The organism is Ferrovibrio sp., from assembly GCF_019636075.1.
Lineage (GTDB): Bacteria > Pseudomonadota > Alphaproteobacteria > Ferrovibrionales > Ferrovibrionaceae > Ferrovibrio.
Window position 1 is genome coordinate 13,780 of the sequence record NZ_JAHBYG010000032.1, and the last position, 12,922, is coordinate 26,701.

Consider the following 12,922-nt stretch of genomic DNA (forward strand, 5'->3'; position numbering starts at 1 on the left):
AGATTCCCGCAACCCTACCTGCAACAGGATATAGAACTCAGCTACTTCTAACTTTGATGAAATTTTTTGCTCAAGAAGCGGAAAATCAGGTCGCGACAGGAAAAATGGCTCCCAGGGAGGGATTCGAACCCCCGACCAGGCGGTTAACAGCCGCCTGCTCTACCGCTGAGCTACCTGGGAACAGCGCGGCGCGCAAACTAGCCGCAGGGGCTCGGCTTCGCAAGCCTTGAGGGTGATTTTTTCGGCCGTCGGTTTTCCGGTTTTCCGCGCCATGCTAAGTCGGGAGGCGGGAGGATATCAGATGCGCATGACAAAAGACGAATTGCAGGCCTTCCTGGCCCGCGAGTTTCCGCAAATGGCCCCGATGAGCATGCGAATCGAGCATTTCGAGGGCGATAGCCTGCGTCTGAGCATCGGCGTGAATGACAGCCATCTGCGCCCGGGCGGCACGGTCTCGGGCCCTACCTTGATGACCCTGGCCGATTGCGCCGCCTATCTGCTGCTGCTGGGGCAGATTGGCCCGGTGGCGCTGGCGGTCACCACGAATCTGAATATCAACTTCCTGCGCAAACCGGAGCCGACCGGCCTGGTGGGCGAGGCGCGCATGCTCAAGCGCGGCAAGACCCTGGCGGTGATGGATGTGCTGATCCACTCGGAAGGGCAGGATGCCGGCCCGGTGGCCCATGCCACGGTGACCTATGCCATTCCACCCGCCCGAAAAACCACCTAACTCATTGATATTGCATCAATAGATATGTGGTATTATTTTACCTCGTTATAAATATATGAAAATCAGCCGAAAATCGTTTGACAGCGTGCGCGACTGACGGCATAACCCGCCCCCGATCCCGGCGCCAATCCAGGCGACGGGGCGACCTGTCTTAGGATTTCTCAGATGAAGACCTTCTCCGCGAAAGAATCCGAGGTCGACAAGAAGTGGGTGCTGATCGATGCCGATGGCCTGGTGTTGGGCCGTCTGGCCAGCCTGGTTGCCATGCGTCTGCGTGGCAAGCATAAGGCCATCTTCACGCCCCATGTCGATACCGGCGACCATGTCATTGTCATCAACGCCGCCAAGGTTCGCGTGACCGGCCGCAAGGCCGAGCGCAGCGTGTTCCATTGGCATACCGGCTATCCGGGCGGCGTGAAGAGCGCCACCATCGGCCAGCGCCTGTCGGGTCGTTTCCCCGAGCGCGTGATCATGAAGGCCGTTGAGCGCATGCTGCCGAAGGAAAGCCCGCTGGCCCGCCGTCAGCTCACCAAGCTGAAGGTGTATGGCGGCGCCGAGCATCCGCATGAGGCCCAACAGCCCGAAACGCTGGATGTTGGCGCTCTGAACCGTAAGAACAAGAGGACCGACTGATCATGGCTGAGGCACGTACTCTCGCCGATCTGAGCCAGGGCGGCTCGGAGTTGAAGAAGGCGGCCGGCGCCGCCACCCCGGCCACCGCCGAGGGCGGCAACGAGCGCAAGCTGGACAAGTTCGGCCGCTCCTATGCCACCGGCAAGCGCAAGAACGCCATTGCCCGCGTCTGGCTGAAGCCGGGCTCCGGCAAGCTGATCGTGAACGGCAAGGAGAGCAATGACTATTTTGCTCGCCCGGTGCTGCGCATGCTGTTGATGCAGCCGTTCGTGCTGACCAACCGCGCCGGCCAGTTCGACGTGCAGGCGACTGTGGTCGGCGGCGGCCTGTCTGGCCAGGCCGGCGCGCTGCGCCATGGCATCTCCAAGGCCCTGACCTATTTCGAGCCGGCGCTCCGCCCGGCCCTGAAGGCCCAGGGCTTCCTGACCCGCGATCCGCGCGTGGTCGAGCGCAAGAAGTACGGCAAGCCGAAGGCCCGCCGCAGCTTCCAGTTCTCGAAGCGCTGATATCAGGGTATCCATTTGCTGCCCTCCGGGTACGGAGGACAGACGGAAAGGCCGGGCGAAACCCCGGCCTTTTTTGTTGGCGTAACGATACTATTACCGATTGTTTATACGAAACGGCGACACAATTGTTGATTCGCGCCGGAGAATCGCTGATTGTCGTTACAAGGCAGAAGCCTGCGGCTCACCGATATATTTATCTCAGAGCCGTACTGGTCTGCCCGAAGCGGGATGAGATGACCCTTGGCAACCTAGTCCTTTCTCTGATTCCGGTAATCGGCCTGTTTTTCCTGGTCGGCCTCTCGGCCAACTGGCTTGAACAGATGGCCGAGCAATACGCGCGCCGCGAGTTGAAATACGACGAAGAGGTGGAGCGTTTGCGCCTGGCGCAGGAGAAGCTGGCCGAGCGCAGCGCCGAGGTGGATCGTCAGCGCGATCTGAAAGCGGAACGGGAACGCACTCTGGCTCAAGTGCAGGCGGAAAGTGCCGCGGCGACAGCCAGCGAAATCCGGCTTTCCGACCCGCGCTCCAACGTGGTTTATGAAATCGGCATTCCCTCGCCAGGCGCGGTCGGCTGTTATGCCAAAGCGGTGGGCCCGGCCAACACCTATCCTTTCGATGGCAGCGGCTCCACCGGCAGCGGTGTGCATGGCCGCCGCTATGCGCGCTTTGTTTTGTGGGGCAAAGACAAGGCCACCGCCGAACGCATGGTGAAGCAATGGGCCGGCACGAATGGCCAGATTCTGGCTATCCGCCCGTTCACCGGCAAGCTCAAGCTCACGGAGTATTAGGCGTGACGCTGGGCGATTTCATCGAAACCCTGGTCGTGGCTGCCAATCTCGGCATCTTCCTGCTGATCGTGCTGACCATATCCGAGCGTCTGCGCGCCGGCTGGAGCACGGTGGAGCGCGAGGTGCAGGAAGTGATCGCCCGCCGCGAATTTACCGAGCATGACCGGGTGCGCTTCGATGAATCGGTGGCAGAAGAAAGCAATGCGGTTGCCACCTTGGATGAGCAGATCGGCCGCGCGCAGGACGAACTGCAAGCCATCAACAAGCGGCATGCGGAAGTGGATTTGCCCTTCATCTACACCGCAAGCCCGATGGAAGGCATCGATCCGCGCTTTCCGTCCTGGCGTTTGCTGGCGCATAACCCGCAACTTGGCCAGCGCTCGATGCAGCTTTCGGAAACGGCCTTCCAGTGGAATGAAGGTCGGTTCTACGAAATTCCCGCCCCCAACCATGTGGTGGCGCGCTCGATACTGGAGCGCATGCTGCCGGCCAATGAAGGCTTCTTCGTGCGGGTGATGGACGACGAACGTTCGGGCGTGGCCTGATCGCTTAGCCGGCAAAAGCCTGGCTGTTGCCACCTGCCGCGGCATAAAAACGCCATTACTGGAAAATAATGTTTCAGCTTTTGCTATCTCGGCTATAGAGCCGGAGATTGCGGCGGCCTTTTCCATACTGATTCCGCAATCAATATTTCCGGCCCGCCTGGGGCTGTTGTGGGAGGCAGTATGCGTATCTCATTTTCGGTGTTTTCGCTTGTCGGCTCCGCGCTTGTATTGGCTCTGCTGGTGATTTCCTCGGGCGTCGGCTGGAAATCGGCGGATGAGCAGACCCAGGTTTTCGAGAATGCCTTCTCGCAGCATGTCACGCCTACGGTAGAGCTGAAGAAGGTAGCCGATGCCTATGCGGTGGATATTGTCGATGCCGCCCACAAGGCGCGTAACGGCAATCAACCTTTTGCCGATAGCCTGGCTTCGGTGGAAAAGGCTGCGGGAGTTATCGCAGCCACCTGGCCGAATATCCGCGCCAAAGCCACCGATGCCAAGGTGAAGGCCAGCGTGGATAAAGTCGAAAGCCTGTTCGCACCCGCCGATGCGATGACCGGCCGTTTGCGTGCCTGCCTGCGCGAACAGGACCGCGCCTGCCTGGATCATGTCGTCACGCAACTGCTTTACCAGACCATAGATCCGGTTTCCGGTGCGGTGTCGGATCTGATCGACATGCATATGGCCGAAATCGGCGAGCATATGAGTGAAAGCGTGGCGCTGGATAAGCATGCCCAGGTGGTGTTCGCCAGCATGCTGGCCATGGCCGTGTTGTTCACGCTGCTGCTGCAACTGGGCTATTTCCGTTATGTCACCCGGCCGCTGGCGGCCTTCACGGATTCTGTGCAGCAATTGGCGGATGGCAATATCCGGGTGCAGCCGCCCAAGGATGGGCTGATCCGCGATATCAACCGGCTGGGCGCGCTGTTCGGCGATATCGCCGGCAATTTCCGCCATGCGGCAGTGCTGACCGCTGCGTTGAGCAACAGCAGCGCCAACATCATCATCGCCGATGGCCAGCGGAAGATCGTGTTCGTCAACGATGCTTTCCGCCGGTTGTTCGCCGGCCTGGGCGCCGGTCTGCAGCAGCGCTATCCTGGGTTCGATACCGACAAGCTGATCGGCCGCTCGATCGACGATTTCCACAAGGATGCCCGCATGCAGGCCGATCTGATCGACCGCCTGGCCGCGCCGCACAAGGCATCGCTGCAATTGGCCGGCCATGATTTCCGTTTGACGGCAGCGCCGGTCGTCTCGCGGGAGGGCGAACGTCTCGGCACGGTGCTGGAATGGCAGGACGTGACCGCGCAGATCAAGGCCGAGAACGAGGTGCGCGACCTGGTGCAGGCCGCCAATCGCGGCGACCTGACCTATCGTATCGACCTTGCCGGCAAGGAAGGGTTTTTCCGCGATCTCGCCGCTGGCATGAACCAGATGGTAGGCATGGTGGAAAAGGCGCTGCATGAAGCCGCCGAGGTTATTCATACCCTGGCCGATGGCCAGTTGGATCGTCGCATCGGTTATGAATACAGCGGCATTTTCGGCAAGGTGCGCGACGATGTGAATGCCACCATGGAAACGCTGAGCGGTTTTTCCAACCGTTTGATCGATAGCGTGGAGGTGGTGCGCGCCGCTTCGCAGGATATCACATCGGGCAGCGAGGATCTGGCTTCGCGCACGGAAAGTCAGGCGGCCCAGCTTGAGCAATCGGTTGCCTCGATGCATGAAGTGACCCAGACCGTGCGACAGAATGCCGAGAATGCCACCATGGCCGATCGCCTCACCGTTGCCGCGCGCGATACCGCCAGCAAAGGCGGCTTGGTGATGCAGCAGGCTGTTTCGGCAATGGAGCGCATCGAAAGCAGTTCGGCGCGGATAGCCGACATCATGGCGCTGATCGACGAGATCGCCTTCCAGACCAATCTGCTGGCGCTCAATGCCAGCGTGGAAGCCGCGCGGGCCGGCGAGGCCGGCAAGGGCTTTGCCGTGGTGGCGCAGGAAGTGCGTGCCCTGGCGCAGCGTTCGGCCAACGCCTCGAAGGAAATCAAAACGCTGATCGCTGAATCCGGCGGCCATGTGCGCGAGGGCGCCAAGCTGGTGCAGCAGACCGGCGCCAGCCTGGCCGATATCGTCGAGGCCGTGAAGAAAGTGTCGGAGATCGTCGGCGAAATCGCCGGGGCCAGCAGCGAGCAGGCCACGGCGCTTACCGAGGTGAACACCGCTTTCAACGCGATGGATACCATGACCCAGCAGAATGCTGCCTTGGTGGAAGAAACCCATGCCGCCACGCAGTCGCTGTCCAATCAGGCGCAGTTGCTGGCCGAACTGGTAGGGTTCTTCAAGAGCCGCAGCAATGCCGAACGGCGCCGCGACCTGCGCTACGATACCGGCACCGGCGATTGTGTGCTGATCGACAATCACCGCTATCCGCTGCGCAACTGGAGCAATTACGGCTTGTTCTTCGGCCCGGTGGATATACGCCTGCAGGAAGGCGAAACCCGCAAAGCCAAGGTGCAGGTGCGCATTGCCGGCCAACTGCGCGAACTGGATGTGAATATCCGCGTGGCGCGCGTCGAGGAAAAGTATATCGGTGTTTCCTACACCACCAGCGACGAACGCACGCGAGCGGATATCGCGCGGCATTTCAGCCGCTAGGCTTTGGCGTTAGGCTTTTGGCGCTAGACGGCTTCCACCGAGCCGTCCAGCGCCATCAGCAGGGTTTCCACCTTCAGGGCAGCATGGCGCGCGGCAATCGCATCGCGCAGTTTGTGCAGCGTAGCGGCATGCAGGCGGGTTTCCTCGGCGCGGTTTTCCGCATGGGCCGCGCCATGCGCCAGCTTGTAGGCGCCGCAATCACGGTGATCCAGGATGATCACGCTGTTGATGGCGTGCAGCTTGATGGCCACATCAACATGGTCCCAGAAAGTTTGCGCCCAGGCTGGGTAATCGGCCATGAACACACCCAGTGAGGCGCCGGCCAGAATCACATGATCGTATTTTTCGGCCATGCCACGCCCGGCCATATAGCGCGCAACATCGTCGGTCAGCCGGTAATCCATGCAGGTGAGCAGCAGGGCCTCGGTGCCATGGGCACTGGCTGGTGCGCTATGGGCACTGGCTGGTGCGCCATGCAGCAGGCCCCAACCTGCCAGCCCGGCGCCGACCTGCACCAGAAACCGGCGACGCGGCCAATGCGACGAATTGCAGCAGGTCATTCAAAATTCCCCATTTTCCACCAGCGTAATCTGGTGAAGCCGATCAATCCAGCGTGAAGGTGGCAATCCGGCCTTAAGCGGGGTTGACCTGCGCGGGGCAGGGTTTACCTTGCCGGCATGCGTAAGCTTCCCCGTATCGCCTTGTTTTTGCTGCCCTGCCTGCTGGGCTTGGCTGGTCATCCGGCCGAGGCGGCGGAGCCGTTTCGCAGCAAATACAGCGAAGCCGCCTTGGTGGCCGAGCGCAGCGCCATCGCGCCGGGCGAGACGGTCCAGCTTGGCTTGCGGCTGAAGCATATCGCCGGCTGGCATTCCTATTGGCGCAATCCCGGCGATTCAGGTTTGCCCACGGAAATCGAGTGGAGCCTGCCCGAAGGCTGGAAGGCGGGGGATATCCAATGGCCCGCGCCCTATCGCATGCCTATCGAAGGCCTGGTGAATTACGGTTTCAAGGACGAATTCGTGCTGCCGGTGGCGATCACCGCGCCAGCCGATGCCAAGCCGGGTGAAAGCATCACGCTGAATGCCAATGCCACCTGGCTGGTCTGCGAAAAGATCTGCGTGCCGGAAGAGGCGGAACTCAGCCTGACGCTTCCCGTGGCCGCAGCCAGCGCGCCGGCCGATCCGCGGTATGGCCGGTTATTCTCGGCAGCCAGCCTGGCCCAGCCCAAGCCCAGCCCATGGCAGGCCACGCTGGGCGGTGACGATGCCAAACTCAAGCTGCATGTGGCGGCAACCGGCTTGCAGGCCGATCGTCTGGCCGAAGCCTATTTCTTTCCCTATGACGGCAATGCCCTCAATCATGCGGCGTTGCAGCCGCTGAGCGTGGGTGCCGAAGGGCTGCAATTGGCGCTGAAACGCGGCATCGATGCGGGCAAACCGGTGGCGCCGCTGGAAGGCGTGCTGGTGCTGGCGGAAAAGCTGGATGGCGGGCTGGTGGCGCGCCAGGCGTTTGAACTGCGCGCCACGCCCGGTGTGGTGCCAACGATGGCCGCAGCCAGCATCGGCGGTATTGCACCGGCCATGCCGGGCGGCGATGTTGACGTGATAGAGGCCATGCTGCTGGCATTGCTGGGTGGCCTGATCCTGAATGTGATGCCCTGCGTGTTTCCGGTGCTGTTCATGAAGGCCCTGGCCTTTGCGCGGTTGGGCAATGCGCATCGTGCCGAAGTGCGGCGCGAGGGCCTGGCCTACACCGCCGGCGTGCTGGCCACCTTTGCGCTGCTGGCCGGCCTGCTGATCGTGCTGCGCGATGGCGGCGCGGCGATCGGCTGGGGGTATCAGTTACAGCATCCCGTGGTGGTGCTGTTGCTGGCTTATCTGATGGCGCTGGTCGGATTCAATCTGATGGGGCTGTTTGAATTGCGCGGCGGCGGCAATATCGGCGCGGCCTTGGCCGGCCGGGGCGGCAGCACGGGTGCCTTCTTCACCGGTGCGCTGGCCGTGGTGGTGGCCACGCCCTGCACAGCGCCGTTCATGGGGGCGGCTCTGGGCTTTGCGCTCACTGCGCCAAAGCCGGTGGCCCTGGCGGTATTCCTTTCGCTCGGCCTTGGCCTTGCCTTGCCTTTCCTGCTGTTCAGTCTGGTGCCGGGCTTGGCGCGTTATCTGCCCAAGCCGGGCGGCTGGATGCAGAGCTTCCGGCAATTCCTGGCCTTCCCGATGTTCGCAACGGCGGCGTGGCTGATCTGGGTGCTGGCGCAACAGACCGGGCCGGATACCATGCTGGCGGCTTTGCTGGGCGTATTGGCGCTGGGCTTTGCCGTCTGGGGCTGGGGCCGGTTCGGCGAGGGGCGCTGGCGTCCGGTCGGGATTGCCCTGGCCGGTATCGGCGTGGTGGCGGCTTTGCTGCTGTTGCGCGTGCCGCTGGCTGGGGCGGATGATGCGGCACCGTCCGCGCGCGATGCTGCATCGGCCAGCACTACATCGGCTGGCAGCATGCCCGGCGCCAAGGGTTCGGCCATTGCCTGGGACCGCTTCGATGCCGATGGCATCGCCGAGGCGCGGCGCCAGGGCCGGCCGGTGCTGGTGAACATGACGGCGGCCTGGTGCATCACCTGCCTGGTGAACGAAGGCGCGGCGTTGTCTTCTGCCGGCCTGGCGGCGCAACTGCAACAGCGCAATGTGCTGCCGATGAAGGGCGATTGGACGCGGCGCGATCCCGCCATCACCCGCTACCTGAACGAATTCGGCCGCTCCGGCGTGCCGCTTTATGTGTTGTACCCGGCCGATCCGGCGCGTGCGCCGGTGGTGTTGCCGCAATTGCTCACCGAAGGATTGGTGATCGAAGCCTTGAACAAACTCTGATGCGAAAGGAACCTGCCATGCAGCGTCGCGATATCATGCGTATGTCTCTTGCTTTCGGTGCCGTGCTCAGCGTTTCCGCAATCCTGTCCGGTCCGGGCTTGGCCGAACCGCTGGCCAAGGTTGGCGCTGCGGCACCGGATTTCCGCGCCACCGACATGAATGGCAAGAGCGTTGCGCTCTCCGATTTCAAGGGCAAGACCGTGGTGCTGGAATGGACCAATCACGAATGCCCCTTCGTGCGGAAGCATTACAATTCCGGCAACATGCAGGCGTTGCAGAAGCAGGCCGTGGGCGAGGGCGTGGTATGGCTCACGCTGCTGTCGTCAGATAAGGGCGAGCAGGGTTTCGTCACGCCGGAACAGGCGCGCAAGCTGACCGCCGAGCGCAATGCCGCGCCTAGTTACAAACTGTTCGATACCGATGGCAAGATCGGCCAGATGTATGGCGCGCAGGTGACGCCGCATATGTATGTGATCGATCCCAGCGGCAAGCTGGCCTATATCGGCGCCATCGACGACAAGCCCTCCACTCGCCTGGATGATGTGAAGACCGCGCGCAATTATGTGCGCGAGGCATTGGTCGCGGCGAAAGACGGCAAGGTCATGGATCCGCCGCTCACGCGCGCCTATGGCTGCACGATCAAATACGCGAGTTGAGCCAAGTCTGCGAATTGATCGGCATAACACCAGTCGTCACCCTCGCACTTGTTGCGAGGGTCCATGCTTGAAGCGCTCTAGCCGCGCCGGAATTGCTTGCCCAGAGCCAGATCCTGGCCCTGATAATTCGAGCCGCCGCCCTGGCCGTAAAGCCGCTCGGGGCGGCTGGCCATGTATTCGTATTGCAGGCGGCCCACCACCTGGCCATGTTCGAGCAGGAAGGGCACATCATGCGAGCGTACTTCCAGTACGGCCTTTGATGGCGTGTCGCCCCAGCCGAAGCCGGGATCGAAAAAGCCGGCATAATGCACCCGGAATTCACCCACCGACGTATCGTAGGGCAGCATCTCGGCGGCGTAATCCGGCGGAATCTTCACGGTTTCCTGGGTGACCAGGATGTAGAAATCCGCCGGATCGAGCACCAGCGGATGATTGGGCCGGCCATGGATCGGCTCCCAGAAATCCAGCGGATCGTAATGGCCGATCTTTTCCAGGTCGATACGGTCGGCATGCTTGCGGGCGCGGTAACCGATCAGGCCGTTGCGTTGGGTGCCGATCAGGTCGATGGAGAAGTCGATGCGACCGCCGCGGAAATCCGCCTGCTGGCTGCCGCCTTCGATCAATTCCTTGTTGGCGAATTTCTCGCGCAGTTCGGCCTGGCCTACGGGTAGCGGATTGCCGCGCTTGAAGCGGATCTGATTCAGCTTCACACCGGGCCGTGCGATCACGCTGAAGGTTTGCGGCGCCACTTCCAGATAGAGCGGGCCTTTATAGCCGCGTTCGATCCGGTCGAAGGCGCTGGCCTTGTCGGTGATCAGGCGGGTGAAGATATCCAGTCGGCCGGTGGAGCTTTTGGGATTGGCGGTGGCGGTGATATCCGCCTTCAGGTCCAGCGATTCCTGCAACGGGATCACATAGACGCAGCCTTTTTCCAGCACCGCGCCCTGGCTCAGGTCGATCTCGTAGGCATCGAGCTGGCGCAGCTTGTCCATCACATTGCCATTGGGGCCGGGCAGGAAGCTGGCGCGCACGCGGTAGGCGATTTTGTCCAGGCGCAGATCAAGGCTGGCCGGCTGCACCTGTTCGGGCGTGATGTCGTTGATCGCCCGGATATCCTTGGCGCGGATCAATGCATGAATCTGCTGCGCCGGCAGCACCCCGGTCCGGGTATCCGCCGGGCTGGAGTCTGGCAGCAGCGAGGAGGGCGTCACGGTCTGGTTCATCGGCCCGCACTATGGCGGAAATGCCGGTTTTTTCAATGGCTGCCATCATGCCATGGGCGAGGCTTGCTCCATGGCATCCGCCAGATCGTCCGCGCCTTGCCCGCGCAGGCCCGCCACACTGCCCGCGATATCGGCGGGCTGGCGGTTTTGCCCCAATTTCCACTTGCCTTGCAGGCCGGTGATTTCCAGTTCGAAGCCGATGATTCCGCGCAACATGCCGGCAATGAAATCGGCCGGTGCATCGCTCACCGCCCAGGGCTGGGCCTGACCGGCCTCGTGGCGCTCGGTCAGGTCGTGCACCAGGCCGAGCAGTTCCGCGCCATCCTCGATCCAGCGCAGGCGGCCGCTGGCATGCACGGCGATGTAGTTCCAGGTCGGCACCACTTTGCCATGCTCGCGCTTGCTGGCATACCAGCCCGGCGAGATATAGCCCTCCGGCCCCAGGAAGATCGCCAAAGCCTGATCCGGCTTTTGCCGTGCCTGCGGATTGGCTCGCGCCAGATGGCCGCGCAGCACGCCATGGGCGCCCCGTGCGGCATCCAGCAGCAGCGGCACATGGCTGGCCAGCATGCCATCGGCGCCATGGCTTACCAATGTGGCTAAGGCGATTGTATCCATCGCGGCATGCAGGGCGGCCGGATCGGATTGCAGGAAATGCGGCGGAACATACATGGCTGGGCCTCCCGGTCAGGCCGCCACCATGGCGGATTCCGCACCCATCGACCAGCGCCATTCAGGCACCGGTCGATGGTGCCAGTTTGCTATTGCATCTCGGCTTCCAGCAGCCAGTAACCCTGGTTGTCCTTGCGGAGTGTGAAGCGGCCCTTGTCGCCTTCCTTCAGTTTTTCGAGCAATGCGCGGTCGGGCACTTGGAAGGTCATGGTCATGCCGCCCATGTTCCAGGCCGCAACCGGGCCGTGGCGCAGCGTGACCTTGCCTTGCGCCTTGTCCACCTTGCGCACCTCGCCATCGGTCTGGCCGGTCTGTGCCCAGGCTGGCAAGGCCAGCATTATAGCGGCAAATGCCATGATCGTTTTTTTCATCTTTCTATCCCTTCCATTCATAGGCGACGGTTCCGGCCGGATGGTCGTACCAGCCGGGATCGCGGTAGTCGTTGCGCGCCAGATTGCGGCGTACTTTCGCCACGGTGAACATGCCGCCCATTTCCAGCGGACCGAACGGCCCGCGTCCGGTCATCATCGGCAGGGTGTTTTCCGGCAACGGCATCTCCATGTCGCCCATTTCGGCCATGCCGTTCTGGCCCATCGCCATGTAATCCGGGATCAGCGACACCATGCGTTTGGTCACATGGCCATGATCCACGCCGATCATGGTGGGCACGGCATGGCCCATGGCATTCATGGTGTGATGCGCCTTATGGCAATGCAGCGCCCAATCGCCCGGTTCGGTGGCATCGAATTCGATGCAGCGCATGGCGCCCACCGGAATATCGGCGCTCACCTCCGGCCATTGCGCCGCAGGCGGCACCCAGCCGCCATCGGTGCCGGTGACCCGGAAATCATAGCCATGCAGGTGGATCGGATGGTTGGTCATGGTGAGGTTACCCACCCGGATGCGCACGCGGTCGCCTTGCCGTATGGCCAGTGGATCGATGCCGGGAAACACCCGGCTGTTCCAACTCCACAGATTGAAATCCGTCATCGTCATCACTTTAGGCGTGGCGCTGCCGGGTTCGATATCGTAGGCGTTGAGCAGAAACACGAAATCACGATCCACCCGGTGCAGCATGGGATCGCGCGGATGCACGATAAAGCTGCCCATCAACCCCATCGCCATCTGCACCATCTCGTCGGCATGGGGGTGATACATGAAAGTGCCGCTCTTGCGCGCGGCGAATTCATACACATAGGTTTTGCCCACCGGGATATGCGGCTGGGTGAGGCCGCCTACGCCATCCATGCCATTGGGCAGCAGCATGCCATGCCAATGAATGGTGGTGTGCTCCGGCAGCTTGTTGGTGACGAATATGCGCAAGCGATCGCCTTCCACCACCTCGATGGTTGGGCCGGGCGACTGGCCGTTATAGCCCCAGAGGTTGGCCATCATGCCTGGCGCCATTTCGCGTTGCACCGGTTCGGCTACCAGATGGAATTCCTTCCAGCCGTTATTCATCCGCCAGGGCGCCGACCAGCCATTGAGCGTAACAACGGGCTGAAACGGTCTGCCATTGGCGGGCAACGCCGGCGGTGCGGTGGCCGGACCTGCGGGATAGGCCGGCTCTGGCAGGGCGGCCAGCGCTGAACGATGCACGGCGGCAAAGGCGGCGCTGCCGGCTGCGGCGGAGAGAAGGGTGCGTCGGTTGAGCAT

At 62.2% G+C, this 12,922-nt stretch carries 13 protein-coding genes and 1 tRNA gene; 8 read left to right on the forward strand and 6 right to left on the reverse strand.

Features of this window, described 5'->3' with window-relative positions:
• Window positions 1-105 precede the first annotated feature (105 nt).
• A tRNA-Asn gene (locus KF827_RS13515) sits at window positions 106-180 on the reverse strand.
• Window positions 181-301: 121 nt separating this feature from the next.
• Between KF827_RS13515 and KF827_RS13520 the strand changes: the two genes are divergently transcribed.
• The 6 genes from KF827_RS13520 to KF827_RS13545 all read left to right on the forward strand — a co-directional run bounded on the left by KF827_RS13520 (window position 302) and on the right by KF827_RS13545 (window position 5,854).
• Entirely contained in the window at window positions 302-730 is a 429-nt protein-coding gene (locus KF827_RS13520) for a PaaI family thioesterase (protein ID WP_291006441.1), read from the forward strand.
• 165 nt (window positions 731-895) lie between these two features.
• Complete coding sequence (rplM, locus tag KF827_RS13525; protein ID WP_291006444.1) at window positions 896-1,363, forward strand: 50S ribosomal protein L13; 468 nt, start codon at window positions 896-898, stop codon at window positions 1,361-1,363.
• 2 nt (window positions 1,364-1,365) lie between these two features.
• Window positions 1,366-1,869 carry a 30S ribosomal protein S9 gene (gene rpsI, locus KF827_RS13530; protein ID WP_291006446.1) on the forward strand — a complete coding sequence of 168 codons (504 nt, stop codon included), beginning with the start codon at window positions 1,366-1,368 and terminating at the stop codon, window positions 1,867-1,869.
• 233 nt (window positions 1,870-2,102) lie between these two features.
• On the forward strand, window positions 2,103-2,657 hold the full coding sequence (locus KF827_RS13535; RefSeq protein WP_291006449.1) for a hypothetical protein: 555 nt from the start codon (window positions 2,103-2,105) through the stop codon (window positions 2,655-2,657).
• Between the two features lie 2 nt (window positions 2,658-2,659).
• On the forward strand, window positions 2,660-3,202 hold the full coding sequence (locus KF827_RS13540) for a hypothetical protein (RefSeq protein WP_291006451.1): 543 nt from the start codon (window positions 2,660-2,662) through the stop codon (window positions 3,200-3,202).
• Window positions 3,203-3,382: 180 nt separating this feature from the next.
• Window positions 3,383-5,854 carry a methyl-accepting chemotaxis protein gene (locus KF827_RS13545; protein ID WP_291006454.1) on the forward strand — a complete coding sequence of 824 codons (2,472 nt, stop codon included), beginning with the start codon at window positions 3,383-3,385 and terminating at the stop codon, window positions 5,852-5,854.
• A gap of 23 nt (window positions 5,855-5,877) precedes the next feature.
• Here KF827_RS13545 and KF827_RS13550 read toward each other — a convergent pair whose 3' ends face one another.
• Complete coding sequence (locus KF827_RS13550; protein ID WP_291006457.1) at window positions 5,878-6,414, reverse strand: carbonic anhydrase; 537 nt, start codon at window positions 6,412-6,414, stop codon at window positions 5,878-5,880.
• A 117-nt stretch (window positions 6,415-6,531) separates the two neighbouring features.
• On the opposite strand from KF827_RS13550, the gene KF827_RS13555 reads away from it, so the two are divergent.
• Both KF827_RS13555 and KF827_RS13560 read left to right on the forward strand, forming a co-directional pair.
• Window positions 6,532-8,715 carry a protein-disulfide reductase DsbD gene (locus KF827_RS13555; protein ID WP_291006459.1) on the forward strand — a complete coding sequence of 728 codons (2,184 nt, stop codon included), beginning with the start codon at window positions 6,532-6,534 and terminating at the stop codon, window positions 8,713-8,715.
• A 17-nt stretch (window positions 8,716-8,732) separates the two neighbouring features.
• On the forward strand, window positions 8,733-9,371 hold the full coding sequence (locus KF827_RS13560) for a redoxin domain-containing protein (RefSeq protein WP_291006462.1): 639 nt from the start codon (window positions 8,733-8,735) through the stop codon (window positions 9,369-9,371).
• A 77-nt stretch (window positions 9,372-9,448) separates the two neighbouring features.
• Here the strand turns inward: KF827_RS13560 and KF827_RS13565 are convergent, their stop codons facing one another.
• The 4 genes from KF827_RS13565 to KF827_RS13580 form a co-directional block, all read right to left on the reverse strand.
• Window positions 9,449-10,594: a 2'-deoxycytidine 5'-triphosphate deaminase gene (locus KF827_RS13565; protein WP_291006465.1), complete on the reverse strand. Its 1,146-nt coding sequence runs from the start codon at window positions 10,592-10,594 to the stop codon at window positions 9,449-9,451.
• Window positions 10,595-10,639: 45 nt separating this feature from the next.
• On the reverse strand, window positions 10,640-11,266 hold the full coding sequence (locus KF827_RS13570; protein ID WP_291006467.1) for an FMN-binding negative transcriptional regulator: 627 nt from the start codon (window positions 11,264-11,266) through the stop codon (window positions 10,640-10,642).
• A gap of 89 nt (window positions 11,267-11,355) precedes the next feature.
• Window positions 11,356-11,637, reverse strand: coding sequence for a copper-binding protein (locus KF827_RS13575; protein WP_291006470.1), 282 nt, complete (start codon window positions 11,635-11,637; stop codon window positions 11,356-11,358).
• A gap of 4 nt (window positions 11,638-11,641) precedes the next feature.
• Complete coding sequence (locus tag KF827_RS13580; protein ID WP_291006474.1) at window positions 11,642-12,922, reverse strand: copper oxidase; 1,281 nt, start codon at window positions 12,920-12,922, stop codon at window positions 11,642-11,644.

Bases quoted from the DNA above. Each gene is read 5' to 3' on its own strand.
- rplM (WP_291006444.1), top strand. From the start codon at position 896: ATGAAGACCTTCTCCGCGAAAGAATCCGAGGTCGACAAGAAGTGGGTG.
- rpsI (WP_291006446.1), top strand. From the start codon at position 1,366: ATGGCTGAGGCACGTACTCTCGCCGATCTGAGCCAGGGCGGCTCGGAG.
- KF827_RS13580 (WP_291006474.1), bottom strand. From the start codon at position 12,922: ATGCTCAACCGACGCACCCTTCTCTCCGCCGCAGCCGGCAGCGCCGCC.
- KF827_RS13535 (WP_291006449.1), top strand. From the start codon at position 2,103: ATGACCCTTGGCAACCTAGTCCTTTCTCTGATTCCGGTAATCGGCCTG.
- KF827_RS13570 (WP_291006467.1), bottom strand. From the start codon at position 11,266: ATGTATGTTCCGCCGCATTTCCTGCAATCCGATCCGGCCGCCCTGCAT.
- KF827_RS13520 (WP_291006441.1), top strand. From the start codon at position 302: ATGCGCATGACAAAAGACGAATTGCAGGCCTTCCTGGCCCGCGAGTTT.
- KF827_RS13565 (WP_291006465.1), bottom strand. From the start codon at position 10,594: ATGAACCAGACCGTGACGCCCTCCTCGCTGCTGCCAGACTCCAGCCCG.
- KF827_RS13575 (WP_291006470.1), bottom strand. From the start codon at position 11,637: ATGAAAAAAACGATCATGGCATTTGCCGCTATAATGCTGGCCTTGCCA.
- KF827_RS13550 (WP_291006457.1), bottom strand. From the start codon at position 6,414: ATGACCTGCTGCAATTCGTCGCATTGGCCGCGTCGCCGGTTTCTGGTG.
- KF827_RS13555 (WP_291006459.1), top strand. From the start codon at position 6,532: ATGCGTAAGCTTCCCCGTATCGCCTTGTTTTTGCTGCCCTGCCTGCTG.
- KF827_RS13560 (WP_291006462.1), top strand. From the start codon at position 8,733: ATGCAGCGTCGCGATATCATGCGTATGTCTCTTGCTTTCGGTGCCGTG.
- KF827_RS13545 (WP_291006454.1), top strand. From the start codon at position 3,383: ATGCGTATCTCATTTTCGGTGTTTTCGCTTGTCGGCTCCGCGCTTGTA.